Source organism: Microbacterium sp. NRRL B-14842, from assembly GCF_050470785.1.
The window spans coordinates 1490058-1516423 of record NZ_JBFLUM010000001.1 but is presented as its reverse complement, the minus strand read 5'-3'; the positions used below and the strand labels follow the sequence as shown (position 1 = coordinate 1516423).

Here is a 26366-nt window from a genome sequence, read left to right as displayed (position 1 = left end):
CGCATGTCCGACGAATCGCGAGGCACCGACGAGGGCGCTCCGGTGGCGCGGCCGGAGGTCGGCCCCGACGGCGGCGTGCCGCTCGGCGACGCGGCCTTCCCGGCCTTCGACGCCGACCGCGTGCCCCCGCGACCGCCGCTTCCGGCGACGCCGGGTGCAGCGCCGGTGACCGCCGACCGGCTGGACACCGCGGATCACAATGCGATCCGCGAGCAGTGGCGCCAGGCGCGGGACGAGTTCGGCACGCACGTGTCGCATGCGCGGGATCAGCTCGACCAGGCGAACGAACGCATCAAGCAGCGCACCGGACGTGACCTCGTCCTCGCGATCCTGATCGGCCTCGCCTTCGGTGCGGCGCTCCTCGGCTCGCTGCTCTTCATCAAGGCGCTGTTCGTCCCGTTCGCGTTGGCCGCGGCGCTCCTCGGCGTCTACGAGCTCTCGCGCGCGCTGCGCGCCGCCGGGCGTCGCGTCGACGTGATCCCGCAGTTGATAGCGGCGACCTTCCTCGTGCTCTCCGCGTACTTCGCGGAGCCCTGGCTGAGCTGGGTCATGCTGTTCGTCTCCGTGGCGTTCGTCATCGTCTGGCGCCTGCTCGCCCAGATGGTCGCGAAGGATGGGCGCACGTACGGCGATGTGCTCACCGACGCCGTGATCGGCGGGTTCGTGCAGGTGTACGTGCCATTCCTCGCGGGTGTGGCCCTCATCCTGCTCGAGCAGGAGGGTGGCCAGTGGTGGGTGCTCAGCTTCATCGCGATCGCCGTGGCGGCCGACACCGGCGCTTACGCCGCGGGGCTCGCGTTCGGGCGACACCCGATGGCGCCGCGGATCAGCCCCAAGAAGACCTGGGAGGGCTTCGGCGGTGCGGTGGTGGCGTCGCTCGCGGCGGGCGTCCTCCTGGCGATGTTCCTGCTCGACCTGCCCTGGTGGGGCGGTGTGATCTTCGGGGCCGCGATCCTGCTGTCCGCCACGCTCGGAGACCTCGGCGAGTCGATGCTGAAGCGGGATCTCGGGATCAAGGACATGAGCTCCTGGCTCCCCGGGCACGGTGGGCTCCTCGATCGGCTGGACAGCATCCTGCCGTCGACCGTCCCGGCCCTCTGCCTGTACTTCCTCCTCTCTCCCTGGTTGGTGCTGTGATGAACGACAGTGGTGCTGTGATGAACGACGACCGTCGCGAGGTCGCCACGCAACGCGCGGCCACGCCGGCCTTCGCGCTCACGACCGGACGCACGAAGGGGTACCACCGTGCCGCGGTGGACGGATTCCTCGACTCGGCACGGCGGGCGTTCGAGAGCGGCGCGGACGATCTCACGGCCGATGACGTCCGCACCGTCTCCTTCCCCCTCGTCAAGGAGGGGTACGTGGTGGCTGACGTCGACGCGGCCCTCGGACGGGTCGAGGACGCTTTCGCCGCCCGAGAGCGGGAACGCGCCGTGCGGTCTCTCGGAGCGGGCGCCTGGGTGGAGCAGGCCAGAGCCGACGCGCAGGTCATCCTGGACCATCTGGCGCGTCCGCGTCGCCACCGGTTCGCCCGTACCGGCTTCCTCACGTTCGGGTACCGCGTCGACGAGGTCGACCACGTCACCTCCCGGATCGTCCGCTACCTGCGGGACGGCGACGCGCTGTCCGCTGAGCAGCTGCGGTCCGCAGCGTTCCGCATGCAGCGTGGCGGCTACCGCGAGGAGCAGGTCGACGCGCTCCTGGACGCCACCATCGACGTGATCCTGGCGGTCCGCTGAGCCGTCTGATGGCCTCTTCAGGCAGGTATGCGTAAACTGTCCTCCATCGTGAACTCCCGAAACGACATGATTCCCGAACGAAGCGACGCCGTGCTGGTACCCGCAGCCACGGCTGCATCAGCCTCCCGCGGCACGCGCCGCTGGTCGCGCCGCCGCGGTGTCGTGGGCGTCTTCAGCTCGCTCGCGGTCGTCGCATTCGCGGCCGCGATGGTCGCGCCCACCGGCGTCGCGCTCGCTCAGCCCGTCGCCACGGAGGCCCCGGACTCCGTGTATGCGGTGGCCCTGGCGGACACCCAGAACCTCACGGTCACGGTGGAGGGCGCGGCGATCACTCCCGTCGAGCGCGGCTCCTTCGACGTCTACGTCAAACCCAAGCCGAAGCCCAAGCCGAAGCCGGCCCCGGTGACCACCTCCTCGTCGTCGTCCGAGGGCTCGCAGGGCGGGTCGTCCGGGGGCGGCGGACTCCCGCCGTACAGCGGCGGAGGCGCACCCGCGGAGTGGATGGCAGCCGCCGGGATCGCGCAGGGCGACTGGCAGTACGTCGACTACATCGTCTCGCGGGAGAGCGGCTGGAACCCCAACGCGACGAACTCCTCCTCCGGTGCCTGCGGCCTCGTCCAGGCCCTGCCCTGCAGCAAGGTGCCAGGGAACGGCTACAACCCGGTCGACAACCTCCGCTGGGCGACCGGATACGCCACGGGTCGCTACGGCAGCTGGGCCGGCGCGTACAACTTCTGGGTCACCAACCACTGGTGGTGAGCCGGCACCATGCCCCGCTCACGCCGACGTCCTTCCGCGCGCCCTGAGGGCGAGGACTCGTTCGACCGTCTCCTCGCCGGCTGGAAGCGAACCGAGGTCCGCCGAGGCGTGGAGTGGACGGTGCAGCCCGTCTCCGCGCTCCAGGCGCAGAAGGCGTACATCTGCCCGGGCTGCGGACGATCCGTCGAACCGGGTACCGCCCATCTCGTGGCCTGGCGCGCCGACGGCGTGCTCGGCGATGCCGCAGCCCTGGCTGACCGCAGACACTGGCACAACCACTGTTGGAGGATCGCATGACCATGGAGATCCGGGGACCGCTGGAGCTCCCGGCGCGCCGCGAGGACATCGAGCTGCACACCGCGGACGGCCTGACGCTCGTCGGCGAGCTCGCGACGCCGGAAGCCGCAGCCCCGGTGGCGACGCTGGTCACGCTGCACCCGTTGCCGACCGCCGGTGGCTTCATGGATTCGCACATCATCCGCAAGGCGTCCGCGCGTCTTCCCGCCCTGGCCGATCTCGCGGTGCTGCGGTTCAACACCCGTGGTACCACCTCGCCGCGCGGCACCAGTGAGGGGACGTTCGACGGCGGCGCTGCAGAGCAGTTCGACGTCGCGGCCGCCATGGACGTCGTCCGCGACCGCGCGCTGCCGCGCCCCTGGCTCGTCGGGTGGTCGTTCGGGACGGAACTCGCCCTCAAGTACGGTGCCGACCACGACATCGAGGGCATCATCCTCCTCTCGCCGCCGCTGCACCGCGCGACGGCGGAGGAGGTCGCCGCCTGGGGGGAGACCGGCCACCGCGTGGTCATCCTCGTGCCCGAGTTCGACGACTACCTGCGCCCGGCGGAAGCGCGGGAGCGCTTCGCGACGATCCCGCAGGCGCAGCTGATCGCCGTCGAAGGGGGCAAGCACCTGTGGGTGGGGGAGACGCAGACGCGCCGGGTGCTCACCGAGATCGTCGCCGCCGTCAATCCGTCGGCGCTGCCGCTGCCGACCCACTGGCCGGCAGCGGACTGACGGCGAGGCCCGCCCCGGTCACCGCTCGTTCATGCGCGGGATGAGCACCTGCCGGTAGAGGATCAGGATGCTGGCCGCCACGGGGATCGCGATGAGCGCCCCGAGCAGGCCCAGCAGGCTTCCTCCCGCGAGGGCTGCCACCACGACGACGGCGCCGGGCACGGAGACGGCGCGGCTCATGATGCGCGGCGAGATCACGTACGCCTCGATCTGCATGTAGATCAGGTAGTAGATCGCCGCCGCGAGAGCCGTGCCGGGGGAGCCGAGGCCCGGGATGAGGCAGACGAGGACGATGATCGTCGAGCCGGTCAGGGTGCCCACCAGCGGGATGAGCGAGAAGAAGAACGCGACGACCGCGAGAACGGCGGGGAACGGCGCGTCGATGATCGTCAGGTAGATCGCGCTGAGGACGCCGTTGATGACGCCCTGGCTGACCTGGCCCATGACGTAGTAGCCGACCGAGTCGGTGATCTGCTCGGAGAGATCGATGAAGCGATCCCGCTTGGACGCCGGGACCAGCTGGTACACCGCGCGCTTGAGCGAGGGTGTCGAGGCCGTGAGATAGATGGTCAGGATGAGGACGATGAAGGCGCCGAACACGCCGCTGAGCACGGCGCCGCTGGCGATCAGCACGCCCTGACCGATAGACCCGCCGATCTCCGCGAGATTGGTCGTCAGCCAGTCCTCCACATACGCGAAGACGTCGTCGACGAGGAGGTTCGGGAATGTCTCCTGGATCCAGCTCCTCAGATCCTCGATGGCGGTTCCGCGCTGCACGATCGCCGTGATCTGGGCGATGAGCTGCGAGATCTGGTCGACCAGCACGGGCAGCACGATGAGGATGATCCCGACGAAGACGGCCAGCACGGCGACGATCGTCACGAGGACCGCGAGCCAGCGGGGCAGGCGTCGACGCTCGAGGAACGTGACGAGAGGGTCGAGGCCGAGGCTGAGGAAGAGGGCGGTGCCGATGTAGAGCAGCACGGTCGACAGCGTCTGGACGCTGCTGATCAGGACGATCCCGAGCCCCACGCCGAGTGTCGCCACGAGGGCGGTGCGGAACGGGTTGTGGATCTTCATGCAGACTCCTCGGTACGGCTGCAGCAAGGCTACCCATGCCGCGGCTCGACGCGCCGCCGACGTGCCGGGCGACGGACGAGGGAGGGCCCTCGTGGTCAACACACAGGTGGGTTCGCTAGTCTGAAATGTCGAGTGTGGCGTCGTGGGCGGGAAGCCGCGATGCGTGAGGAGACTATTCGTGCGTTTCGTATGGGCCGTGGTGGCCTTCGTGCTGGCTGCCGTGCTGATCGGTGCGGGGATCGCCCAACGCACCATCTTCGTCGGCCCTTCGTCCGAGGAGGCCCGCGTCGACATCGAGGAGCCCGCGCCCTTCGTTCTCCTGGACGGCGACGTCCTGCGGATCAACGCCGGCGCGCAGAAGCTGCTCATCCGCGGCGAAGGGGAGATCTTCACCAGCTACGGGCGCACGGCCGACATGGAGGCCTGGCTCTCCGACTCCGAGTACAACCACGTGACCGTCGGGGACGAGGACGAGCTCGTCGTCGAGCATGTCGCCGCAGCGGACGACGAGGGGTCCACCGAGACGCCGGCGCCCGAGACGACCGCGACCCCGGCGCCGGGGGAGGACGCCGACGCGCCCGCGGGCCGGAACCCTGCCGGCTCCGATCTGTGGCTCGACTCCTTCAGCGAGGAGAACTTCCTCGCCACTGACAAGATGCAGCTCCCGGAAGGGACCAGCGTGCTGATCGCCTACGACGGCACCAAGGACGCGCCGGACGACATCGTGGTCTCCTGGCCGCTGGACACGCGGACGCCGCTGGCGGGCCCGCTCATGGCGGCAGGCGGGTTGGTGCTCCTCGTGGGCCTGGTCCTGTACGTGCTCGCGATCCGTCACCAGCGCCGTGGCCGCGGCCCGCGCCGGAAGGGGCCTGGGCCGCTTCCCACGACGCAGCCGATCGACGTGGCGGCCCTTCCGCCGTCCGAGCGCGAGGCCCTGGAGGCCACGGACGGCGAGCAGGCGCCGACACCGGCGAGGAAGGACGACGTGGAGGACGCGGAGATCGTCGACGAGAAGGAGCAGGACGGGAAGAGCACGATGCGCGCTGAGCGCCCGAGGCGTCGTCGGCGCCTGCTCGCCCTCCCCGCCCTCGGCCTGACCGCCCTGCTGGCCTCCGGCTGCACGGCGGAGTCCTGGCCGGAGTTCGGGGCCCCCTCCGCATCGCCGTCTCCGACCCCGACCGTGATCGCCCCCGAGAACCAGAAGCCGCCGGCGGTCACCGAGACGCAGGCCGAGCGGATCCTCCGGGAGGTCTCCGAGACTCTGGTGCAGGCCGATGAGGCGAAGGATCTGGACCTCGCGGCCACCCGTCTCGATGGCGCACCTCTCACGACGAGGACCACCGACTACGCCCTGCGCGCGAAGCTCCCGGATCGGGCCGCGCCCGCCGCGATCCCGACGGACGACGTCGAGGTGGTCCTCCCCGAGGCGACGGACCGCTGGCCACGCACCGTCCTCATGCTCTCGAAGAGCACCGGCGACGACACCGTGCCGCCGGTGGTGCTGACCATGACGCAGGCGGACCCCTGGTCCAACTACAAGGTCACGAACATGGCGGAGATGTCGGCGGACGCGGCGTTCCCCGAAGTGGCGGCCAGCTGGCTGGGGACCTCGCTGGTCCCTGCGGATTCGGCCTTCCTGTCGGTGCCGCCGAACGAGGTCGCCGCGGCTTTCGCCGACGTCGTCGACAACGGTGAGAAGAGCGCCTCCTACGGGCAGTTCGACGATCTGGCGCTGAACCTGGCGACATCGATCAGGGACAGCCGACAGAGCCTGGTGAAGGGACTCGCCGACGCCGGGGCTGCGAAGACGTCCAAGGCCGCGTTCGACATGAAGCCGACGACGGCGGAGCCCGTCTCGATGACGACGCTGGACAGCGGCGCCATCGTCGCCGTCTCCGTCCTCGATGTCGAGACCATCACGCCCACGTCCTCCGATGTCGTCATCCGCTTCGGTGACAACAAGGAGGCCAAGGCGCTCACCGGGGCCAACGAGTCCGCGAAGGGCGCCCAGACGACCTATGAGTTCCAGCTGTTCTTCGCCGTCCCGTCCCAGGGGTCGAGCGAACCGATCCGTCTCCTGGCGTCCCGTCAGGATCTCGTGTCCGTGAAGGTGATCAAGTGAGTGAGATGTCTCCCGCGGCCCTGCGTGGCGCCGTCGATCTGTCCAGCCTGCGCAACCGTCCGTCCCCGCCGGCGGGTGGTGCAGCGGCGCCCGCGACCGCACCGGTGGCTGACGTCGTCGTCGACGCGACCGACGAGAACTTCGGTCAGGTCCTGGAGCTGTCGCGCACCGTCCCGGTGGTCGTCGACCTGTGGGCCGAGTGGTGCGGGCCGTGCAAGCAGCTGAGCCCGATCATCGAGAAGGTCACTCGGGAGCTCGGCGGCCGCGTGCTCCTGGCGAAGGTCGACGTGGATGCGAACCCGCAGCTCGCGCAGAGCTTCCGCGCGCAGTCCATCCCGATGGTCGTCGCCCTCATCGCCGGCCAGCCGGTGCCGATGTTCACGGGCGCCGTACCGGAGCAGCAGGTGCGTGAGGTCTTCGCGCAGCTGCTCCAGGTGGCGGCGCAGAACGGCGTCTCGGGAACGCTCCCCGTCGGCGACGCCGAGACCGGGGAAGCCGAAGCCGCTGCCGAGCCCGAGCTGCCGCCGCTGCACGCGGAGGCGTTCGCCGCCATCGAGCGCGGCGACTACCGTGCGGCCATCACCGCCTATGAGAAGGCACTCGCGGAGAACCCGCGCGACGAGGACGCCATCGCCGGCCTGGGCCAGGTCCGCCTGCTCGACCGTGTGCAGGGACTCGACCTCCAGACCGCCCGAGCCGCGGCCGCAGCGGCTCCGCTGGACGTGCAGGCCCAGTTCGACGTCGCGGACCTCGACCTCGCCGGTGGACATGTCGACGACGCCTTCGGCCGGCTCCTCGACCTGTTCGCTCAGCTGCCGTCCGACCAGCGCACTCCCGTCCGGGAGCGTCTCATCGAGCTCTTCGGCCTCATCGGCGCCAGCGACCCGCGCGTGATCGCGGCTCGGAACCGACTCTCCTCGCTGCTCTTCTGATCGGCCTGCGCGGGGATTGTTCCTCCGCGCAGACCGATCGTCGCCGGCCGTCCGTCAGCCGTTGTTCACCGTCGGCACGTGCGGCTCGGGCTGGTGGCGGAGCCAGAGCGTCGACAGCGCGGGCAGCGTGATCGACGCCGTGGGGGCGCCGGCGTCCGCGGGCTCGGCGATCACCATCCCGAGGTTGCCCGACCCCCGTCCGCCGTAGGCGACGGCATCGGAGTTCAGGATCTCCTGCCACACGCCCTCTCTGGGCAGCCCGAGACGGTAGCCGGTGCGTTCCACTCCGGCGAAGTTGCTGACGACGACGAGGCGCCCGCCGTGCGCGTCCCGTCGTTCGAAGGCGATGACCGACGGGTCCCAACTCGGGGCGCCGAGGCGGGTGAACCCGGAGCCGTCGTTGTCGCGCTCCCAGAGGGGGGCCTGCGACCGGTACACCCCGTTCATCGCGGCGACGAAGTCCTGCAGCTGGGCGTGGGAGGGCTGGTCACGGAGCCACCAGTCCAGCTCCCGACCCTCCGACCACTCCGCGAGCTGACCGAACTCCTGTCCCATGAACAGCAGCTTCTTCCCGGGATGCCCCCACATGTAGGCGAGGTAGGCACGGACGTTCGCAAGCTTGTGCCAGTGGTCGCCCGGCATCTTGGACAACAGGCTGCCCTTGCCGTGCACCACCTCGTCGTGGCTGATGGGCAGGACGTAGTTCTCGCCGAACGCGTACACGAACGAGAACGTCATCTCGCCCTCGTGGTGCGCGCGGTACATCGGATCGCGTCCGATGTACTGGAGCGAGTCGTTCATCCAGCCCATGTTCCACTTGAAACCGAACCCGAGGCCGGCGTGATCCGTCGGTGCCGTGACGCCGGGGAAGCTCGTGGACTCCTCGGCGATCATCAGGATGCCGGGGTGGAGCCGGTAGGCGGTGGCGTTGACCTCCTGGAGGAAGCGGATCGCCTCGAGGTTCTCGCGTCCGCCGTGGATGTTCGGCTCCCACTCGCCCTCCCGGCGCGAGTAGTCGAGGTAGAGCATCGACGCCACGGCGTCGACCCGCAGGCCGTCGACGTGGAACTCGTCCAGCCAGTAGAGGGCGTTGGCGACGAGAAAGCCGCGTACCTCGGGCCGGCCGTAGTCGAAGATGAGTGTGCCCCAGTCCTGATGCTCGCCGCGGCGGGGGTCGGGGTGCTCATACAGGGACTGGCCGTCGAAGCGGGCCAGCGCGAAGGCGTCCTTGGGGAAGTGCCCGGGGACCCAGTCCATGATGACGCCGATGCCGGCCTGGTGCAGGCGGTCGATGAGGTAGCGCAGGTCGTCGGGGGAGCCGTACCGGCTCGTCGGTGCGTAGTATCCACTGACCTGGTAGCCCCACGAGCCGCCGAACGGATGCTCAGCCAGCGGCATGAACTCGACGTGGGTGAACCCCGTCTCCTGCACGTGCGCGATCAGCGGATCGGCCATCTCGCGGTAGCCCAGCCCCTCGCGCCAGGAGCCGACGTGCACCTCGTACACCGACAGCGGCTGCGCGACGGCATGGGTGGCGGCGCGACGGGTCATCCACGCGCCGTCCTGCCAGGCGTAGGACGAGGCGGTGACGACCGACGCGGTCTCCGGCGGCACCTGCGCCGCCAGCGCCATCGGGTCGGCCTTGAGGATCCAGGCGCCGCCCCGGGTGCGGATCTGGTACTTGTAGCGGGTGCCGACGGGCAGGTCGGGGATGAAGATCTCCCAGACGCCGCTGGCGCCGAGCGAGCGCATGGCGTGGCTCTCGCCGTTCCAGCCGTTGTGATCGCCCACGACCCGGACGGCCGAGGCATCGGGAGCCCAGACCGCGAAGGACACGCCCTGTTCGTCGCCCTGCGTACGGGGATGCGCCCCCAGCGCCTCCCACAGACGCTCGTGCCGCCCCTCGGCGATGAGGTGCAGGTCGAGTTCGCCCAGTGTCGGCGCATGCCGGTACGGGTCGCCGGAGACGATCTCCTCCTCGCCGCGGTAGCGCGTCGCGATGCGGTAGGGGAGCGGCGGCCCGGGGTGCGTGCCCTCCCAGAGGCCGTGCGCGATGTGGGACAGGGCGAGTCGGCTTCCATCGCTGAACACGGCCTCGACGCTCTCGGCGAGCGGTCGGCGGACGCGGATGGCGGTGACGGTACGGTCGGCGGCATCCTTGGCGGGGTGCGCGCCGAGCAGGGAATGCGGGTCGTGATGCTGACCGGCCGCGACGGCCTCCCACTCGGCGTTCGGGGTGTCCTCGATGCGGCTCATGCGCGCTCCCTCACCTTCAGGATGTGGACGGGCTCGGCGAAGGCGTCGAGCCGGACGTAGTTGTGATCGCTCCAGGTCCAGACAGCGCCGGTCAGGAGATCCTCCACCTCGAAGGTCTCGCCCAGGGGGACCCCCCAGCGCGTGGTGTCGAGGTGGACGGTGGTCTCGCGCACCGAGTGCGGGTCTACGTTCGCGACGACGATGAGGGTGTCCGGTCTCCCGGTACCGGTGAAGGCGGCGTCGAGATGCTTGCTGAACACGAGGATGGCGTCGTCGTCGCTCCAGTGCAGCTCGAGGTTGCGGAGCTGGCGCAGCGCGGGATGCGCCGCACGGATCTCGTTGAGCCGCCGGAGCAGCGGGGCCAGCGACTCCCCGCGTTCCTCGGCTCCCGCCCAGTCGCGGAACTTGTACTCGTACTTCTCGTTGTCGATGTTCTCCTCGGAACCCGGGCGAGCCACGTTCTCGACGAGCTCGTACCCCGCGTAGACCCCGTACACGGGCCCTGCCGTCGCGGCGATGCAGGCGCGGATGCGATACGCCGCGCGTCCGCCGAACTGGAGGTACTCGGTGAGGATGTCGTGGGTGTTCACGAAGAGGTTCGGACGCATGTAGTCGGCCGTCTCGTGGGACATGGAGGTGAGGAACTCCTCCAGCTCGGATTTGGTGTTGCGCCAGGTGAAGTAGCTGTAGCTCTGCTGGAAGCCCACGGCGGCGAGCGCGCGCATCACGGCGGGCCGGGTGAAGGCCTCGGCGAGGAAGATGACGTCGGGATCCGTCGCGTTGACCGTCGCGATCAGCCACTCCCAGAACTGGAGCGGCTTGGTGTGCGGGTTGTCCACGCGGAAGATCCGCACACCCTCGGCCACCCAGTGCCGGACGATCCGGAGCATCTCCGCCGCGATGCCCTCCGGGTCGTTGTCGAAGTTCAGCGGATAGATGTCCTGATACTTCTTGGGCGGGTTCTCCGCGTACGCGATGCTGCCGTCCGGGAGGGTGGTGAACCACTCGGGGTGTTCGCGGACCCACGGGTGGTCGGGGGATGCCTGCAGCGCGAGATCCAGGGCGACCTCCAGCCCCTCCTTCCGCGCGGCGCGCACGAACGCGCGGAAGTCCTGCGGGGTGCCGAGGTCGGGATGGATGGCGTCGTGCCCTCCTTCAGTGGCGCCGATCGCGTACGGCGAGCCCGGGTCTCCCGCCTCGGCGACGAGCGTGTTGTTGCGCCCCTTGCGATTGGTGCTGCCGATGGGGTGGATCGGGACGAGGTAGATCACATCGAAGCCCATCCCGGCGACCTCGGGCAGGCGCTTCGCCGCCGTGCGGAACGTGCCGCTGCGCACCGTGCCGTCCTTGAGCCGTCTGGCACCTTCGGAGCGTGGGAAGAACTCGTACCAGGCGCCCACGCCCGCACGGGTGCGCTCGACGCGGAGGACCTGCTCCGCGGAGAGGGAGCGGAGGGTCGCGATCGGGCGGTCGCGGAAGATCGTTGCGAGTTCGGGGTCGACGGCCATCGCCGCAGTGGTGGTGGCGTCGCCGGCCTGGAGCTCATCGGCTCGGACGCGCAGGCGCGTGCGCTGTGCCGCGGGGCGATCCTTCTCCGCCGCGGCCCGCCGCAGCAACTCCGCGCCGAGCGCGGCCATCACGTCCACATCGACGCCTGCGGCGACCTTGACGTGCGCGGCGTGCGCCCAGGTGGCGAAGTCGTCGGAGAACGCCTCGAAGTGGAAGTGCCAGACGCCCTCCGCGTCGAGGGCGATCTCCGCCTCCCAGCGGTCGGTGCCGTCCGCGAGGGCGGTGAGCCGGTGCAGGCTCTCCTCGCCGGTCGGGGACGTCAGCCGCACGTGCACGCCGATGAGGTCGTGACCTTCCCGGAAGGCGACCACGCGGAACGGCACGACCTCGCCGGCGAAGGCCTTGGCCGGGAAGCCACCGGGGACCGCGGGGCTCCCGTCGAGCAGCGGGATCCGCGTCGTGCGCAGCGCTCCGGGGCGGTCCGCGTCGGCGGCGCGCGTCGGGATCTGAACGGGGCTCCGCAGAGCCGTGGGCCGGGTTCCAGCACGAGCAGTCACATGCCGAATCTACCGGTCGGGCGTGCGGGAACCTACCGCTCGACCAGGGCGGCGAACCGTGCTATCACTCGACGCGGAACAGGCGCATCGAGGTGCCGGGGATCGGCAGCACCTCGCCCGGTACGAAGGTCTCCTCGGCGTCCGACGGCCGCTCATCCGCGCTCGACCAGAGCGAGACGAACCGGGTGGCGCCGTCGATGTCCTCCGGGAGCCGGACGTCGATCGGAGCCTCCGTGCCGTGCACGATCAGCAGGATCCGGTTCGCGGCTTCCTTGTCCGGCGTGGACGCGGCGACGTACTGCAGGGTGCGGTTGCCGGGGTCCGTCCACTGGGCCGGCTCCATCGTCGCGCCGTCCTGGTCGTACCAGTCCATGACCGACGCGTTCGGGATGTGCTCGCCGAGGCGCGCGTACCGGCTCGGGCGCAGCGCGGGGTTCTCCTCACGGAGCCGGAGGAGGCGCGCGACGTGGGCGCGGAGGTCCTCCTGCCACGGCTCGAACTCCCAGGAGAGCCAGGACAACGGAGAGTCCTGCGCGTAGGCGTTGTTGTTGCCCCGCTGCGTCCGTCCCACTTCATCCCCGGCGGTGAGCATCGGGATGCCGGCCGAGAGCAGCAGGGTGCCGAGCAGGTTGCGCATCGCCTTCCGCCTGGCGGCGAGGATCATCGGATCGTCGGTGGGTCCCTCCACGCCGTGGTTGAAGGACCGGTTCAGATCCGCGCCGTCGCGGTTCTGCTCGCCGTTGGCCTCGTTGTGCTTCACGTCGTACGACACGAGGTCGTGGAGAGTGAAGCCGTCGTGCGCGGTGACGAAATTGATGCTCGCGAGCGGTCCCCGATCCTCGCTGAAGGTGTTGGATGAGCCGGCCAGACGTGTCGCGAAACCGCCGATCCCCACCGGTGCCGAGGCCCGCCGGGCGTAGTCGATGTCGCTGAGCCAGAAGTTGCGCACCCGGTCGCGGTAACGGTCGTTCCACTCATGCCAGCCCGAGGGGAAGTTCCCGGTCTGCCAGCCGCCCAGACCGACGTCCCAGGGTTCCGCGATGAGCTTGGTCTCCGCGAGCACGGGGTCGGCGGCGATCGCCTGCAGAAGGGGATGGTCGGGGGTGTAGGTGTGCGCGCCGTCGCGGGCGATCGCCGTGGCCAGATCGAAACGGAATCCGTCGATCTGCATCTCCTCGGCCCAGTACCGGAGGGAGTCCACGACGAGGCGCGCCCCGGCCTCGGTGGCGGTGTTGAGCGTGTTGCCGCATCCGGTGGTGTCGATGTAGACGCCCGCGTCGTCCTGCCGGTAGTACCGGGCGTTGTCGAGGCCGCGGAGGCTGGACCGCGGGCCGCCGATGCCCTCCTCGGATGTGTGGTTGTACACGACGTCGAGGATCACCTCGAGACCCGCTGCGTGCAGCAGCCGCACCATGCCCTTGAACTCGGCGATGATCGCCTCGGGCCCGGCCTTGCGCGCGCCCTCGGTGGCGTACGCGGCGTGCGGCGTGAAGAAGTTCAGGGTGTTGTAGCCCCAGTAGTTCGTCAGACCACGCTCGAGGAGTCGGGGTTCCGGGACGAATGCGTGGACGGGGAGCAGCTCCACCGAGGTCACCCCGAGCGTGCGGAGGTGCGCGATCATGGCGGGATGCGCGAGGCCCGCATACGTCCCGTGCAGCGCCGGCGGGATGTCGGGGTGACGCTTGGTCAGCCCTTTCAGATGGCCCTCGTAGATCACGGTCCGGTCGGCCGGGACCCGCGGCTTGGTGGAGTCGCCCCAGTCGAAGCCGTCCTCGATGACCACGCCGCGCCACTCCTGGTAGCCGTGGCCCTGGGCGAGACCACGCGCGTACGGGTCGAGGAGCAGCGTCTCCGGGTTGAACGTGTTGCCGGGGCCGTGCGGTCCCTCGACCCGGAGGGCATACCGCACGCCCGGCTGGAGCAACGGCGTCGTGACCTCCCAGACCCCTCCGGGCCGCCTTTCCAGCGCTGCCTGGTCGACCACCCAGTCGAGGTCCGTGACGTCGAACACGACGAGCTCGACGGCCGAGGCGTTCTGCGACCAGACCCGGATCGTGCCGACGCCGTCGTGCAGGCGAACGCCGAGATCGTCGAGGGTCGCCCCACCGGGCACGACGGAGGCGGGGGACGAAGGCATGGATACACCCTAAACGTGTTGCATTTCAGTCTCATGACAGGACGCACCCGGTCTCACGCCCAGACGGAGCGTTCGCCGCGCGGATCGGGGAGAATCGACGTATGCGGCACTATCTCGACCACGCGGCGACGACCCCGCTGCGCCCGGAGGCCAGGGACGCGTGGCTGGAGGCGTCCGTCATCGTCGGCAACGCCTCGTCGACGCACGGGGCAGGGCAGGATGCGCGCCGGGTGCTGGAGGAGTCCAGGGAACGCGTGGCCGCGGTTCTCGGGGCCGACCCGATCGAGGTGGTGCTGACATCCGGCGGGACCGAGTCCATCAACCTCGCTCTCCAGGGCCTGTGGCGCTCGCGTCGTCCGGGCTCTTCGGCGGTCGTCGTGCCGGACGGTGAGCATCACGCGACGATGGACACGGTCGCCGCCCTCGTCTCCGACGGAGCCGAGGTGCGCGCTGTTCCTCTCTCTGCCCAGGCGCGCATCGACGGAAGCCGCTTCGCGTCGGCCCTGCCCGGTGCGGCGTTCGCGACCGCGCTCGTCGCGAACAACGAGACCGGGACGGTCAACGACGCGGCGGCTCTGACCGCGGCCGCCGCCGATGCCGGAGTGCCGCTGCACCTCGACGCGGTCGCCGCGCTCGGGCACCTCCCGCTGTCGTTCCGGGAGCTGAGGGGCGGTGCGGACGAGGGGACGGGCCTGGTGGCGCTCAGCGTCGCCGGTCACAAGGTCGGCGCGCCCGTGGGCGTCGGTGCGCTGGTGGTCGCTCGGTCCGCCCGACTGACCCCGCTTCTGCGGGGCGGGGGCCAGCAGCGGGGTCTGCGTGCGGGTACGCAGGATGTGCCGGGAGCCGCGGCACTGGCGACCGCGCTCGAGCTCGCCGAACGGGAGCGGGCCGCCGAGACCGTCCGGGTGGGCCGCTTGCGCGACCGTCTCGTCGAGGGGGTCCGTGCGCGGGTGCCGGCGGCCGAGCTCCTGGGCGACCCCGATCACCGTCTTCCCGGGACCGCGCATCTGCTCTTTCCCGGTGCCGTGGGGGAGAGCCTGCTGTTCCTGCTGGACGTGGCCGGGGTCTCCGCCTCCACGGGATCCGCCTGTCAGGCGGGGGTCGCCGAGCCCTCGCACGTCGTGATGGCGATGGGGCGCAGCGAGTCGGACGCCAGGAGCGTGCTGCGATTCTCTCTCGGCCGGACCTCGACGGACGCCGACGTTGACGCGGTGCTCGGGGCGATCGGCGATGCCTATGCCCGGGCATCCGGGGCCCGTGCAGCCGAGCGCTCGTAGACTGGACCCATGCGAATCCTTGCGGCCATGAGCGGCGGTGTGGACTCCGCCGTCGCGGCCGCCAGGGCCGTCGAGGCGGGGCACGATGTGGTGGGCGTGCACCTGGCGCTCTCCCGCGCCGGGGGGACCCTGCGCACCGGCAGTCGAGGCTGCTGCACGATCGAGGACGCGCTGGACGCCCGCCGGGCCGCCGACCTCCTGGGCATCCCCTTCTACGTGTGGGACTTCTCCGAGCGCTTCCGGGATGACGTGATCGACGACTTCGTCGCGGAGTACCGCGCCGGTCGTACTCCGAACCCGTGCATGCGGTGCAACGAGAAGATCAAGTTCGCGGCCCTGCTGGAGCGCGCCCTGGAGCTCGGCTTCGACGCCGTCTGCACCGGACACTACGCGACCCTGGTGGACGGTCCTGAGGGTCTCGAGCTGCACCGGGCCTCGGACAACGCGAAGGACCAGTCCTACGTGCTCGGTGTCCTGACGGCCGACCAGCTCGCGCACACCTATTTCCCGCTCGGGACCACGCCGTCGAAGGCCCTCGTGCGGGCGGAGGCGGCGCAGCGCGGTCTCAGCGTGGCCCAGAAGCCGGACAGTCACGACATCTGCTTCATCCCCGACGGCGACACCCGGGGGTGGCTGGCCGAGAAGGTCGGCACGGCCACCGGTGAGATCGTCGATCGCACGGGCGCGGTCGTCGGCGCGCACGAGGGCGCGCACGCGTTCACCGTCGGCCAGCGGCGCGGGCTCAAGCTCGGTGTCCCGGCGCCGGACGGCAAGCCCCGCTTCGTCCTCGAGGTGCGTCCCGTGTCGAACACGGTGGTCGTCGGCCCCAAGGAGGCCCTGGCGATCGCCGAGATCGCGGGGGAGCGTTTCAGCTGGGCCGGCGCCGCACCTGCCGCGTCGACGTTCGCGTGCGATGTGCAGATCCGCGCGCACGCCGAGCCGGTGCCCGCCACGGCCACCGTGACCGCGGAGGGCGTCCGCGTGGTGCCGCAGACTCCGCTCGACGGCGTCGCCCCGGGACAGACCGCCGTGCTCTACGTCGGCACACGTGTGCTCGGGCAGTTCACGATCGATACGACCGTCTCCGCCGTTCCGGTCGGCGTCTGATCCGGGTGGATGTCGGTCCCCGCTCCTAGACTGGCGGGGTGCCGGAGAACATCTCACTGGAAGACGCCCGCAGCGAGGCGGAGGAGCTGACCACCCGCATCCTCGCGGCGAAGGACGCGTACTACGGGCGCGACACGTCGCTCGTCGACGACGCGACGTACGACGGCTGGATGCGGCGCCTGGAAGAGCTCGAGCGCCTGCACCCCGAGCTCCAGGGTCAGGACTCGCCGACGCAGATGGTCGGCGCGGCCGAGGCGACAGGGCTCGCGACCATCGAGCACGCCGAGCGCATGCTCAGCCTCGACAACGTCTTCTCGATCGAGGAGCTGCGGGAGTGGGCGCAGAAGACGCGGGCGGCCGCCGGGCGCGACGTCGATTGGCTGACCGAACTCAAGATCGACGGGCTCGCGATCAATCTGCGATACGAGCACGGCGTCCTGACGTCGGCCGCGACCCGCGGTGACGGGCGGGTCGGCGAGATCGTCACCGAGAACGCGCTCCGGCTCCCCGAGATCCCGGAGCGGCTCGCCGGGGAGGGACACCCGCCGATCGTCGAGGTCCGCGGAGAGGTCTTCATCCCCGTCGCCGCGTTCGAGCGCCTGAACGCGGCGCAGGCGGCTTTCCGCGACCGCGCGTATGCCGACGCCCTCGCGCGGTGGGAGGCCAGGGGCGGCGCGAAGAGGCCGTTCGATGAGGAGAAGGCGCGCACCGCGGCGGCGCGGCGCTTCCCGGCCTTCGCCAATCCCCGCAACGCCGCCAGCGGCGGCCTGCGTCAGCAGATCGACAAGAAGGACGGCCTGGAGCTCGAAGCGGGCCTGCTGCGCATCGAGTCGCTCGCGCTCTACGTGCACGGCATCGGCGCCTGGACGAACCCGCCGGTCGCGGCGCAGAGCCAGGTCTACGAGCTGCTGGCCGCCTGGGGGCTGCCGACGAGCCCGCACACCAAGGTGTGCCGCAGCATCGACGACGTCGTCGCCTTCGTCGAGCACTACGGGGAGCACCGGCACGACATCGAGCACGAACTGGACGGCATCGTGGTCAAGGTCGACGAGCTCGACCTGCACGACGAGCTCGGGGCCACGAGCCGGGCCCCCCGCTGGGCGATCGCCTACAAGTACCCGCCGGAGGAGGTGCAGACGAAGCTCCTCGACATCGTCGTCTCCGTCGGGCGCACCGGTCGCGCCACTCCCTTCGCGGTCATGGCACCGGCTCACGTCGCCGGATCCGTGGTCCGTCAGGCCACGCTCCACAACAAGGACGTGGTCAAGGCCAAGGGCGTGCTCATCGGCGACACCGTGGTGCTCCGGAAGGCGGGCGACGTGATCCCCGAGGTGCTCGGCCCCGTGGTCGAGAAGCGGGACGGGACGGAGCGGGAGTTCGTCATGCCGGCCGACTGCCCCGAGTGCGGCACGCCGTTGCGCGCCATGAAGGAGGGCGACATCGACCTCCGCTGCCCGAACGCGCGGTCGTGCCCTGCGCAGGTGCGCGGACGCGTCGAGCACATCGGTTCCCGCGGCGCCCTCGATGTCGAGGCCCTGGGCGAGGTCACCGCGGCGGCCCTGACCCAGCCCACGACTCCGGCCGAGCCCCCTCTGAGCACGGAGGCGGGGCTGTTCGCCCTCACGCTGGAGCAGCTCGTGCCGATCGAGGTCGTCGTACGTGATGCGGAGACGGGTCTGCCGCGCGAGGACGAGGACGGCCTCGTGAAGACGCGCGCGCCGTTCCGACGGAACCCGACCGCCGCCGAGAAGAAGTCGGGTCTGGAAGGTCCGCAGCCGTCCTCGCAGGCGCTGACACTGCTCGCGGAGCTGGAGAAGGCGAAGACCAAAGACCTCTGGCGGCTGCTCGTCGCCCTCAACATCCGCCACGTCGGACCGGTCGCGGCGCGGGCGCTCGCGCAGTGGTTCGGGTCGCTCGACGCGATCCGGGAGGCATCGCGGGAAGAGCTCGCCGCGGTCGAGGGCGTGGGCGGCATCATCGCCGACTCCTTGCTCGCGTGGTTCGACGTCGACTGGCACCAGGACATCGTCCGGCAGTGGACGGATGCGGGCGTGCAGTGGGCGACGCCGGGCCACCCCGGGCCGGGAGCAGCTGTCGCCGCCGGGGGAGTGCTGGAAGGCCTCACGGTGGTCGCGACGGGATCTCTCGACGGCTACACCCGCGAGGGCGCGCAGGAGGCGATCATCAAGGCCGGCGGCAAGGCGGCCTCGAGCGTCTCCAAGAAGACCGACTTCGTGGCCGCGGGTCCCGGCGCCGGCTCCAAGCTCGCGAAGGCGGAGGAGCTCGGCGTCCGCATCCTCGACGCCGCGCAGTTCCACGTGCTGGTCACGGAGGGCCCTGCGGCGCTGGAGTGAGGCTCAGGCGCTCTCCGGGGCCGCCGTGGTGGGCGCGAGGAACTGTCGCAGCCGCGGTGAGTCCGCGAATCCCAGCTTCTGGTAGAGACCCACGGCGGCCTCGCTCGAATGCACGGTGATCCGCTCGGCACCGACGGACACGGCGTGCGCGCAGGCGGCGGCGACGAGGCCGCGGCCCGCTCCGCGCCCTCGATGCTCCGGGAGGACGAAGACGCTCTGGATGTCCGCGGAGATGCGATCGACCGCCCCGGGCCGCGGCACACGCGGCACGAGGGCGACCCAGGCGGCACCGACGATACGGTCATCCTCCTCGGCGCGCGCGACGAAGGCGACGTGGGTGTGGGCGTGCGCCTGCCACCAGTCGCCGAGTTCCGCGGTGTACGTGTCGAGCGATCGACCGGCCGTCAGGTCCCTCGGCACGTCCTGCCACTTGAGCTGGGCGAGCGCGGGGAGATCCTCCCTGCCGGCGCGGTCGATGCGCATCGTCGGTCCGCTCAGGCCTTGTGACGGGGCTTCCGGAAGGGCTTCTCCTCGCGGTCGCCGTGCGCCGGGCGCTCGTCGCGGTCGCGCCGGTCGTAGCGGGTCGGGCGACCACGGCCGTCGCCGTCGCGCGAGGACGACCCGCGCCGCGCCCCGGGGCCACGGTCGGGAGCGATCTCGATCAGTCGTCCCGAGATACGGGTGTCGCGGAGCTTGTCGAGGACGGCGGGGTCGAGGTTCGCCGGAAGCTCGACGATCGAGAAGTCGGGACGGATGTTGATCGCCCCGAAGTCGTCGCGGCCCAGACCGCCCTCGTTCGCGAGCGCGCCCACGATCTGCCGCGGCTCGACGCGGTGCCGGCGACCCACCTCGATGCGGTACGGCGTGTAGTCGCCGCGGCCGCGACGCTCCCGGGGTTCGCGCGGCTCCCGCGTCTGCCGCTCGCGCGGCGGGCGGTTGTCGGCGGCCACGGCCTGCGACAGGGCGTCCTGGGCGGGGTCGAGGAGCAGCGGCGTGGCGCCCTGGGCGACCACGGCGAGAGCGGCCGCGACGTCGCCTTCCGGCACATCGTGATGCCGCACGTAGTGGGCGATGATGTCGCGGAACGCGTCGATGCGCGTCGTCTCCGAGAGCGCGGTCGTGATGGCGTCGTCGAAGCGGGCGAGCCGCGTCGTGTTCACGTCCTCGGTGCTCGGGAGCTGCATCTGCGTGGGCTGCTGACGCGTGGCCTTCTCGATGTGCTTGAGCAGGTAGCGCTCGCGCGGGGTGATGAAGCTGATCGCGTCACCCGTCCGGCCGGCCCGCCCGGTCCGTCCGATGCGGTGGACGTACGACTCGGTGTCGGTGGGGATGTCGAAGTTGACCACGTGGCTGATGCGCTCGACGTCGAGGCCGCGGGCGGCGACGTCCGTGGCGACGAGGATGTCGAGCTTGCCGTCCTTGAGCTGGTTGACGCTGCGCTCGCGCTGCACCTGCGGCACGTCGCCGTTGATCGCGGCGGCGGAGTATCCGCGGGCGCGGAGCTTCTCGGCCAGGGTCTCGGTCTCGTTCTTCGTGCGGACGAAGACGATCATCCCGTCGAAGTTCTCCACCTCGAGGATGCGGGTCAGCGCGTCCACCTTCTGCGCGTAGGAGACGACGAGGTAGCGCTGGGTGATGTTCGTGTTGGTCGCGGTCTTGGACTTGACCGTGATCTCCTCCGGGTCGCGGAGGTACTGCTGCGCGAGGCGGCGGATCTGCGCGGGCATCGTCGCCGAGAACAGGGCGACCTGCTTCTCCTCCGGCGTCTGCGCGAGGATCTGCTCGACGTCTTCGGCGAAGCCCATCTTCAGCATCTCGTCGGCTTCGTCCAGCACGAGGTACTGCAGCTCGGAGAGGTCGAGCGTGCCCTTGGCGAGGTGGTCCATGATGCGGCCGGGGGTTCCCACGACGACGTGCACGCCACGGCGGAGCGCGGACAACTGCACCCCGTAGCCCTGACCGCCGTAGACGGGGAGCACGTGCACGCCCTTCATGCGCGACGCGTAGGACTCGAAGGCCTCGCAGACCTGCAGCGCGAGCTCGCGGGTCGGGGCGAGGACGAGGGCCTGCGGCGTCTTCTGCGTGACGTCGAGCCGCTCCAGCACGGGGAGGGCGAAGGCGGCGGTCTTGCCGGTGCCGGTCTGCGCCATGCCGACCACATCGCGGCCGGCGAGCAGCGTCGGGATCGTCGCGGCCTGGATGGGCGAGGGGGTCTCGTAACCGAGATCCTTGATGGCCTTGAGGACCGGCCCGGTGATGCCGAGGTCCTCGAATCCGGGGGTTGCGGGGGACTCGTCAGGGGCGTCGGTGGGGGTCACTTCTTCAGGGGTCACTTCCCAAGGGTAGCGCGCCTGGCGACCCGCTTCCTGTGCGACCGGGTCAGACGCCCGAGGTGAGGGCGAGCAGCTTCTCCTTCACCTGCCGGCGGAGCACCTTGCCGATCAGCGACGTCGGCAGCTCGTCGACGACGAAGACGCGGCGCGGCACCTTGTACGGCGTGAGGATGCTGCGGGCGTACTCGCGGATCGCCTCGACATCGACATCGGCCCCGGGGTCGACGACGATCGCCGCCACGACCTCCTCGCCCGAGTGGTCGCTGGGCAGTCCGACGACCGCAGCGTCGACGACCGACGGATGCTGGCGCAGCGCGTTCTCGACCTCGGTGGGGGCGACGTTGAAGCCGCCCGTGATGATGAGCTCCTTGATCCGGTCGACGATCCGCACGAATCCGGCGTCGTCGATCGTGACGATGTCGCCCGTCCGGTACCAGCCGTCGACGAACACGGCCTCCGTCTCCTCGGGCTTTCCGTAATACCCGGAGAAGACCTGAGGGCCGCGCACGACGAGCTCGCCGGCGGAACCGGCCGGGACGTCCTCGGTGGGGTTCTCCGGATCGACGACGCGGCACTCCGTCCCGGGGAGCGGGAGGCCCACCGTGCCGGGGACACGGTTGTCGGCCACCGGGTTCGCCATGAGGACGGGGGAGCACTCGCTCAGACCGTAGCCCTCGACGAGATAGCCGTGCGTCGCGGCTTCGAACGGGACGACGAGTTCGTGCGGCAGCGCCATGGCGCCGGAGATCGCCACTTCGATGCCGTCGAGGGAGACGCCCTTGGCGTTGGCGGCCGCGAGCAGCCGGTCGGCGATGGGCGGCACGAGCGGCAGGAACGTCGCCGGGTGCTTCTTGACCACGTCCAGCACGAGATCGGGATCGAACTTCGGGAACAGCACGAGGCGCGCCCCCATCGACATCGCGAAGGTGAGGCAGAGGGTCAGGCCGTAGGCGTGGAACATGGGCAGCACGGCGTACACGACGCAGCCCTTGCCGCGCTGGATGGACGGGACCCAGGCCTGGGACTGTGCCGCATTGGCGAGGAGGTTGCGGTGGGTGAGGGCGGCGCCCTTCGGCGTGCCCGTGGTCCCCGACGTGTACTGGATGATCGCCAGGTCGTCCGTGCCGGGCTGCGGATGCGAGGCGGGGATCGGGGCACCGGCGACCACCGACTCCCAGAGGACGGTGCCGCGGACGCGCTCGGTCAGCGCCGCCCGCGATTCCCTCGCCTTCGCCACCGGCAGCCGGAGCGCGAAGCGGGTGAGTGCGGGCATGGCGCGAGTGACGTCAACGGACACGAGCGTCGAGACGGCCAGGTCGCTCGGGAACTCCTGAACCGTCGCCACGACCTTGTTCCAGACGATCGCGTGCTTGGCGCCGTGGTCCTCGAACTGCTTGCGCAGCTCGCGGGGGGTGTAGAGCGGGTTGTGCTCGACCACGACCGCTCCGAGTCGCAGCACGGCGTAGAACGCCACGATGTGCTGGGGGCAGTTCGGCAGGACGATGGCGACCGGGTCGCCGGCGCGCACGCCGAGATCCCGGAGCCCCGCGGCGGCGCGATCGATCGCCTCCTGCAGCTGTGCGTAGGTGGTCTCCCTGCCGAAGAACTGCAGGGCCGGGGCATCGGGATAGTCCCGCGCCGACGCGGCGACGATGTCCACGAGGGAGCCGCTGACGGGGGCGAGGTCCTCCGGAACGCCGTCGGCGTAGCTGGCGATCCACGGGCGAGGGGGCTGGAACGTGCTCACGCGCCCAGCTTAGGCGGGCCGCGCCGCACCGAGCGGCGGGCGGCTCGCCAACTAGACTGGGGAGCGTGTCTGAAATCACCCCTGATCTTGTGCGCCATCTCGGCGTGCTCGCGCGCATCCAGCTGAACGACGACGAGGTGACGCGGCTCACCGGCCAGCTCGACGCCATCGTCGACAACATCGCCAAGGTGTCCGAGGTCGCGACCGCCGATGTCGCCGCGACCAGCCACCCGATCCCGCTGAGCAACGTGTTCCGTCCCGACGTGGTCGGCGAGACGCTGACGCACGAGCAGGTGCTGCAGAACGCCCCGGACCAGGCCGACGGCCGGTTCCGCGTCACCGCGATCCTGGGAGAAGAGCAGTGAGCGACATCATCCGACTGACGGCGGCGGAGCTCGCCGACAAGCTCACGACGCGCGAGGTCTCCAGCGTCGAGGCCACGCAGGCGCACCTCGACCGCATCGCCCAGGTCGACGGCGCCGTGCACGCGTTCCTGCACGTCAACGAGCACGCGCTCGAGGCCGCGGCCGACATCGACGCCCGCCGTGCCGCGGGGGAGGACCTCGGGCCGATCGCCGGTGTCCCGCTCGCGATCAAGGACGTCCTCGTCACGACCGATCAGCCGACCACGAGCGGCTCGCGGATCCTCGAGGGCTACCGCTCGCCGTATGACGCGACGGTCGTGGCCCGCTCCCGTGCCGCCGGACTCATCCCGCTCGGCAAGACGAACATGGACGAGTTCGCGATGGGCTCGTCGACGGAGCACTCCGCCTACGGCCCGACACGCAACCCCTGGGATCTCGACCGGATCCCCGGGGGCTCGGGTGGGGGCTCTGCCGCCGCCGTCGCCGCCTTCGAGGCCCCGCTCGCCCTCGGCTCCGACACCGGCGGATCGATCCGTCAGCCTGCGCACGTGACCGGCACGGTCGGCGTGAAGCCGACGTACGGCGGTGTCAGCCGATACGGCGCCATCGCGTTGGCGTCGAGCCTCGACCAGGTCGGCCCGGTCACCCGCACGGTGCTCGATGCCGGTCTGCTGCACGACGCGATCGGCGGCCATGACCCGAAGGACTCCACGTCGCTCGACGAGCAGTGGCCGTCCTTCGCGGCGGCCGCACGCGAGGGTGCGCGCGGCGACGGCCTCAAGGGTCTGCGCGTCGGCGTCATCCGCGAGCTCCCCGACAGCGGTTTCCAGCCGGGCGTCGCGGCGTCGTTCCGCAGCGCGCTGGCGCTGCTCGAGGCGCAGGGCGCGGAGATCGTGGAGATCGGTGCGCCGCACTTCGAGTACGGCGTGGCCGCCTACTACCTGATCCTGCCGGCGGAGGCCTCGAGCAACCTGGCCAAGTTCGACTCGGTGCGCTTCGGTCTCCGCGTCACCCCGGCCGGGAACCCCACCGTCGAGGACGTGATGTCCGCCACGCGCGACGCCGGCTTCGGCGACGAGGTCAAGCGCCGCATCATCCTCGGCACCTACGCGCTGTCGGCGGGCTACTACGACGCGTACTACGGCAGCGCGCAGAAGGTCCGCACGCTGATCCAGCAGGACTTCGCCGCGGCCTTCGCCGATGTCGACGTCATCGCGACCCCGTCGGCCCCGACCACCGCGTTCAAGCTCGGTGAGAAGATCGACGACCCGCTGCAGATGTACCTCAACGACATCACGACGATCCCGGCGAACCTCGCCGGTGTCCCCGGCATCTCGATCCCGAGTGGTCTTGCGGACGACGACGGCCTGCCCGTCGGCATCCAGTTCCTCGCCCCGGCGCGGGAGGACGCTCGTCTGTACCGCGTGGGCGCCGCCCTCGAGACGCTGCTCGTGGACTCCTGGGGCGCGCCGCTGCTGTCCCGTGCCCCCCAGCTGGAAGGAGGCGCGCGCTGATGGCCGCTGCCAAGCTCATGGACTTCGACAAGGCGCTCGAGATGTTCGAGCCGGTCCTCGGATTCGAGGTGCACGTCGAGCTCAACACGAACACGAAGATGTTCTCCGACGCGCCCAACCCCGCGAACGAGGCGTACCACGCGGCGGAGCCGAACACCCTGATCGCGCCGGTCGATTTGGGTCTGCCCGGTTCGCTGCCGGTCGTCAACGAGACGGCCATCCGATCCTCGATCAGCCTCGGCCTCGCGCTCGGCTGCTCGATCGCCGAGTCCAGCCGTTTCGCCCGGAAGAACTACTTCTATCCGGACCTCGGCAAGAACTATCAGATCTCCCAGTACGACGAGCCGATCGCCTTCGAGGGCTCGGTGGAGGTGGAGCTCGAGGACGGCACGATGGTGACGATCCCGATCGAGCGCGCGCACATGGAGGAGGACGCCGGCAAGCTCACGCACATGGGCGGCTCGACCGGGCGTATCCAGGGTGCCGAGTACTCGCTCGTCGACTACAACCGTGCCGGTGTCCCGCTCGTCGAGATCGTGACGAAGACCATCTTCGGCACCGATCACCGGGCCCCCGAGGTCGCCAAGGCCTACGTCGCCGCGATCCGCGACATCGTCCGCGGGCTCGGGATCTCCGAGGCTCGCCTCGAGCGCGGCAACCTCCGTTGCGACGCCAATGTGTCTCTCCGTCCTCGTGGCGAGGAGAAGCTCGGCACGCGCACCGAGACGAAGAACGTCAACTCGATGCGCTCGGTGGAGCGTGCGGTGCGGTACGAGATCCAGCGCCAGGCGCAGATCCTCGCCGACGGCGGCACCATCACCCAGGAGACGCGGCACTGGCACGAGGACACCGGGACCACCTCTCCCGGCCGTCCGAAGTCGGACGCCGACGACTACCGGTACTTCCCCGAGCCCGACCTGCTTCCGGTGCAGCCTCCCCGCGAGCTGATCGAGGAGCTGCGTGCGGCGCTGCCCGAGCAGCCCGTCGCCCGCCGTCGCCGGCTCATGGACGAGTGGGGCTTCACCCCGCTGGAGTTCCAGGACGTGCGCAACGGCGGTCTGCTCGACGTCGTCGAGGCCACGATCGCCGCCGGGGCCACGCCCGCCGCGGCACGGAAGTGGTGGACGGGGGAGATCACCCGCCTCGCCAACGCGCAGGAGAAGGACGCGGTCGACCTGGTCAGCCCGGAGAGCGTCGCCGCACTGCAGCAGCTCGTCGATGCCGGCACGCTGACCGACAAGCTCGCGCGCCAGGTGCTGGAGGGCGTGATCGCCGGGGAAGGCACGCCGCAAGAGGTCGTCGACGCCCGTGGTCTCGCCGTGGTCTCGGACGACGGCGCCCTCATCGCGGCGATCGACGAGGCTCTCGCCGCGCAGCCCGACGTGATGGCCAAGATCCAGGATGGCAAGGTCCAGGCGGCCGGTGCCATCATCGGCGCGGTCATGAAGGCCATGAAGGGCCAGGCCGACGCCGCACGCGTCCGCGAACTCATCCTCGAGCGCGCCGCGCAGTGATTCTCGCCCCCGGGCCTCCGTGTCGGAGGCCCGGGGGACAATGGACTC

The 26366-nt window shown here is 70.6% G+C and carries 20 protein-coding genes; 13 read left to right on the top strand and 7 right to left on the bottom strand.

Annotation, left to right across the window (positions count from 1 at the left end):
* The first annotated feature begins 3 nt into the window (after positions 1–3).
* The 5 genes from AB1285_RS07595 to AB1285_RS07575 all read left to right on the top strand — a co-directional run bounded on the left by AB1285_RS07595 (position 4) and on the right by AB1285_RS07575 (position 3514).
* Positions 4–1137 (top strand): phosphatidate cytidylyltransferase, encoded by a 1134-nt coding sequence (locus AB1285_RS07595; protein WP_187664002.1) that lies wholly within the window; start codon positions 4–6, stop codon positions 1135–1137.
* A 20-nt stretch (positions 1138–1157) separates the two neighbouring features.
* On the top strand, positions 1158–1739 hold the full coding sequence (locus AB1285_RS07590; RefSeq protein WP_370428568.1) for a DivIVA domain-containing protein: 582 nt from the start codon (positions 1158–1160) through the stop codon (positions 1737–1739).
* A gap of 66 nt (positions 1740–1805) precedes the next feature.
* Positions 1806–2498, top strand: coding sequence for a transglycosylase SLT domain-containing protein (locus tag AB1285_RS07585; protein WP_187664003.1), 693 nt, complete (start codon positions 1806–1808; stop codon positions 2496–2498).
* Between the two features lie 9 nt (positions 2499–2507).
* Positions 2508–2795, top strand: a complete 288-nt coding sequence (locus AB1285_RS07580; RefSeq protein WP_232089226.1) for a hypothetical protein — start codon at positions 2508–2510, stop codon at positions 2793–2795.
* 2 nt (positions 2796–2797) lie between these two features.
* The gene (locus AB1285_RS07575; protein ID WP_268776563.1) at positions 2798–3514 is read left to right on the top strand and encodes an alpha/beta hydrolase; all 717 of its coding nucleotides are present in this window, start codon (positions 2798–2800) and stop codon (positions 3512–3514) included.
* An 18-nt stretch (positions 3515–3532) separates the two neighbouring features.
* On the opposite strand, the gene AB1285_RS07570 is transcribed toward AB1285_RS07575, so the two are convergent.
* On the bottom strand, positions 3533–4594 hold the full coding sequence (locus AB1285_RS07570; protein WP_060922797.1) for an AI-2E family transporter: 1062 nt from the start codon (positions 4592–4594) through the stop codon (positions 3533–3535).
* A 178-nt stretch (positions 4595–4772) separates the two neighbouring features.
* Between AB1285_RS07570 and AB1285_RS07565 the strand changes: the two genes are divergently transcribed.
* Positions 4773–6716, top strand: a complete 1944-nt coding sequence (locus tag AB1285_RS07565; protein WP_370428519.1) for a glycosyl transferase — start codon at positions 4773–4775, stop codon at positions 6714–6716.
* A 5-nt stretch (positions 6717–6721) separates the two neighbouring features.
* The gene (locus AB1285_RS07560) at positions 6722–7648 is read left to right on the top strand and encodes a tetratricopeptide repeat protein (RefSeq protein ID WP_370428569.1); all 927 of its coding nucleotides are present in this window, start codon (positions 6722–6724) and stop codon (positions 7646–7648) included.
* Positions 7649–7702: 54 nt separating this feature from the next.
* On the opposite strand, the gene glgB is transcribed toward AB1285_RS07560, so the two are convergent.
* The 3 genes from glgB to glgX form a co-directional block, all read right to left on the bottom strand.
* Entirely contained in the window at positions 7703–9904 is a 2202-nt protein-coding gene (gene glgB / locus AB1285_RS07555; RefSeq protein ID WP_370428520.1) for a 1,4-alpha-glucan branching protein GlgB, read from the bottom strand.
* Positions 9901–11970: an alpha-1,4-glucan--maltose-1-phosphate maltosyltransferase gene (locus AB1285_RS07550; RefSeq protein WP_370428521.1), complete on the bottom strand. Its 2070-nt coding sequence runs from the start codon at positions 11968–11970 to the stop codon at positions 9901–9903. The genes glgB and AB1285_RS07550 overlap by 4 nt, the downstream gene beginning before the upstream one ends.
* Positions 11971–12034: 64 nt before the next feature.
* Entirely contained in the window at positions 12035–14107 is a 2073-nt protein-coding gene (gene glgX, locus AB1285_RS07545) for a glycogen debranching protein GlgX (RefSeq protein WP_370428522.1), read from the bottom strand.
* Positions 14108–14208: 101 nt separating this feature from the next.
* Here glgX and AB1285_RS07540 point away from each other — a divergent pair, with 101 nt between their 5' ends.
* The 3 genes from AB1285_RS07540 to ligA are packed head-to-tail and all read left to right on the top strand — an operon-like array spanning position 14209 to position 18845.
* Complete coding sequence (locus AB1285_RS07540; protein ID WP_363444091.1) at positions 14209–15384, top strand: cysteine desulfurase family protein; 1176 nt, start codon at positions 14209–14211, stop codon at positions 15382–15384.
* 9 nt (positions 15385–15393) lie between these two features.
* The gene (mnmA, locus tag AB1285_RS07535; RefSeq protein ID WP_370428523.1) at positions 15394–16491 is read left to right on the top strand and encodes a tRNA 2-thiouridine(34) synthase MnmA; all 1098 of its coding nucleotides are present in this window, start codon (positions 15394–15396) and stop codon (positions 16489–16491) included.
* Between the two features lie 38 nt (positions 16492–16529).
* Positions 16530–18845, top strand: a complete 2316-nt coding sequence (gene ligA / locus AB1285_RS07530; protein WP_370428524.1) for an NAD-dependent DNA ligase LigA — start codon at positions 16530–16532, stop codon at positions 18843–18845.
* A 3-nt stretch (positions 18846–18848) separates the two neighbouring features.
* Here the strand turns inward: ligA and AB1285_RS07525 are convergent, their stop codons facing one another.
* From AB1285_RS07525 to AB1285_RS07515, 3 genes are read right to left on the bottom strand one after another with little or no spacing between them, the layout of a single operon-like run.
* Positions 18849–19328, bottom strand: a complete 480-nt coding sequence (locus AB1285_RS07525) for a GNAT family N-acetyltransferase (protein WP_370428525.1) — start codon at positions 19326–19328, stop codon at positions 18849–18851.
* Between the two features lie 11 nt (positions 19329–19339).
* The gene (locus AB1285_RS07520; RefSeq protein WP_370428526.1) at positions 19340–21178 is read right to left on the bottom strand and encodes a DEAD/DEAH box helicase; all 1839 of its coding nucleotides are present in this window, start codon (positions 21176–21178) and stop codon (positions 19340–19342) included.
* A gap of 46 nt (positions 21179–21224) precedes the next feature.
* Entirely contained in the window at positions 21225–22925 is a 1701-nt protein-coding gene (locus AB1285_RS07515) for a long-chain-fatty-acid--CoA ligase (protein ID WP_187664013.1), read from the bottom strand.
* A gap of 65 nt (positions 22926–22990) precedes the next feature.
* Between AB1285_RS07515 and gatC the strand changes: the two genes are divergently transcribed.
* From gatC to gatB, 3 genes are read left to right on the top strand one after another with little or no spacing between them, the layout of a single operon-like run.
* Complete coding sequence (gatC, locus tag AB1285_RS07510; RefSeq protein ID WP_025103377.1) at positions 22991–23290, top strand: Asp-tRNA(Asn)/Glu-tRNA(Gln) amidotransferase subunit GatC; 300 nt, start codon at positions 22991–22993, stop codon at positions 23288–23290.
* Positions 23287–24804 (top strand): Asp-tRNA(Asn)/Glu-tRNA(Gln) amidotransferase subunit GatA, encoded by a 1518-nt coding sequence (gene gatA / locus AB1285_RS07505; RefSeq protein WP_259951625.1) that lies wholly within the window; start codon positions 23287–23289, stop codon positions 24802–24804. Before gatC ends, gatA begins: the two co-directional genes overlap by 4 nt.
* The gene (gatB, locus tag AB1285_RS07500) at positions 24804–26318 is read left to right on the top strand and encodes an Asp-tRNA(Asn)/Glu-tRNA(Gln) amidotransferase subunit GatB (RefSeq protein ID WP_259951623.1); all 1515 of its coding nucleotides are present in this window, start codon (positions 24804–24806) and stop codon (positions 26316–26318) included. The genes gatA and gatB overlap by 1 nt, the downstream gene beginning before the upstream one ends.
* Positions 26319–26366 lie beyond the last annotated feature (48 nt).

What these genes read in the sequence shown, in the direction of transcription:
- AB1285_RS07560 (WP_370428569.1), top strand. Translation starts at nt 6,722, where the DNA reads ATGTCTCCCGCGGCCCTGCGTGGCGCCGTCGATCTGTCCAGCCTGCGC.
- AB1285_RS07575 (WP_268776563.1), top strand. Translation starts at nt 2,798, where the DNA reads ATGGAGATCCGGGGACCGCTGGAGCTCCCGGCGCGCCGCGAGGACATC.
- gatB (WP_259951623.1), top strand. Translation starts at nt 24,804, where the DNA reads ATGGCCGCTGCCAAGCTCATGGACTTCGACAAGGCGCTCGAGATGTTC.
- mnmA (WP_370428523.1), top strand. Translation starts at nt 15,394, where the DNA reads ATGCGAATCCTTGCGGCCATGAGCGGCGGTGTGGACTCCGCCGTCGCG.
- AB1285_RS07590 (WP_370428568.1), top strand. Translation starts at nt 1,158, where the DNA reads ATGAACGACGACCGTCGCGAGGTCGCCACGCAACGCGCGGCCACGCCG.
- AB1285_RS07595 (WP_187664002.1), top strand. Translation starts at nt 4, where the DNA reads ATGTCCGACGAATCGCGAGGCACCGACGAGGGCGCTCCGGTGGCGCGG.
- AB1285_RS07580 (WP_232089226.1), top strand. Translation starts at nt 2,508, where the DNA reads ATGCCCCGCTCACGCCGACGTCCTTCCGCGCGCCCTGAGGGCGAGGAC.
- glgX (WP_370428522.1), bottom strand. Translation starts at nt 14,107, where the DNA reads ATGCCTTCGTCCCCCGCCTCCGTCGTGCCCGGTGGGGCGACCCTCGAC.
- AB1285_RS07570 (WP_060922797.1), bottom strand. Translation starts at nt 4,594, where the DNA reads ATGAAGATCCACAACCCGTTCCGCACCGCCCTCGTGGCGACACTCGGC.
- AB1285_RS07525 (WP_370428525.1), bottom strand. Translation starts at nt 19,328, where the DNA reads ATGCGCATCGACCGCGCCGGCAGGGAGGATCTCCCCGCGCTCGCCCAG.
- glgB (WP_370428520.1), bottom strand. Translation starts at nt 9,904, where the DNA reads ATGAGCCGCATCGAGGACACCCCGAACGCCGAGTGGGAGGCCGTCGCG.
- AB1285_RS07540 (WP_363444091.1), top strand. Translation starts at nt 14,209, where the DNA reads ATGCGGCACTATCTCGACCACGCGGCGACGACCCCGCTGCGCCCGGAG.
- AB1285_RS07585 (WP_187664003.1), top strand. Translation starts at nt 1,806, where the DNA reads ATGATTCCCGAACGAAGCGACGCCGTGCTGGTACCCGCAGCCACGGCT.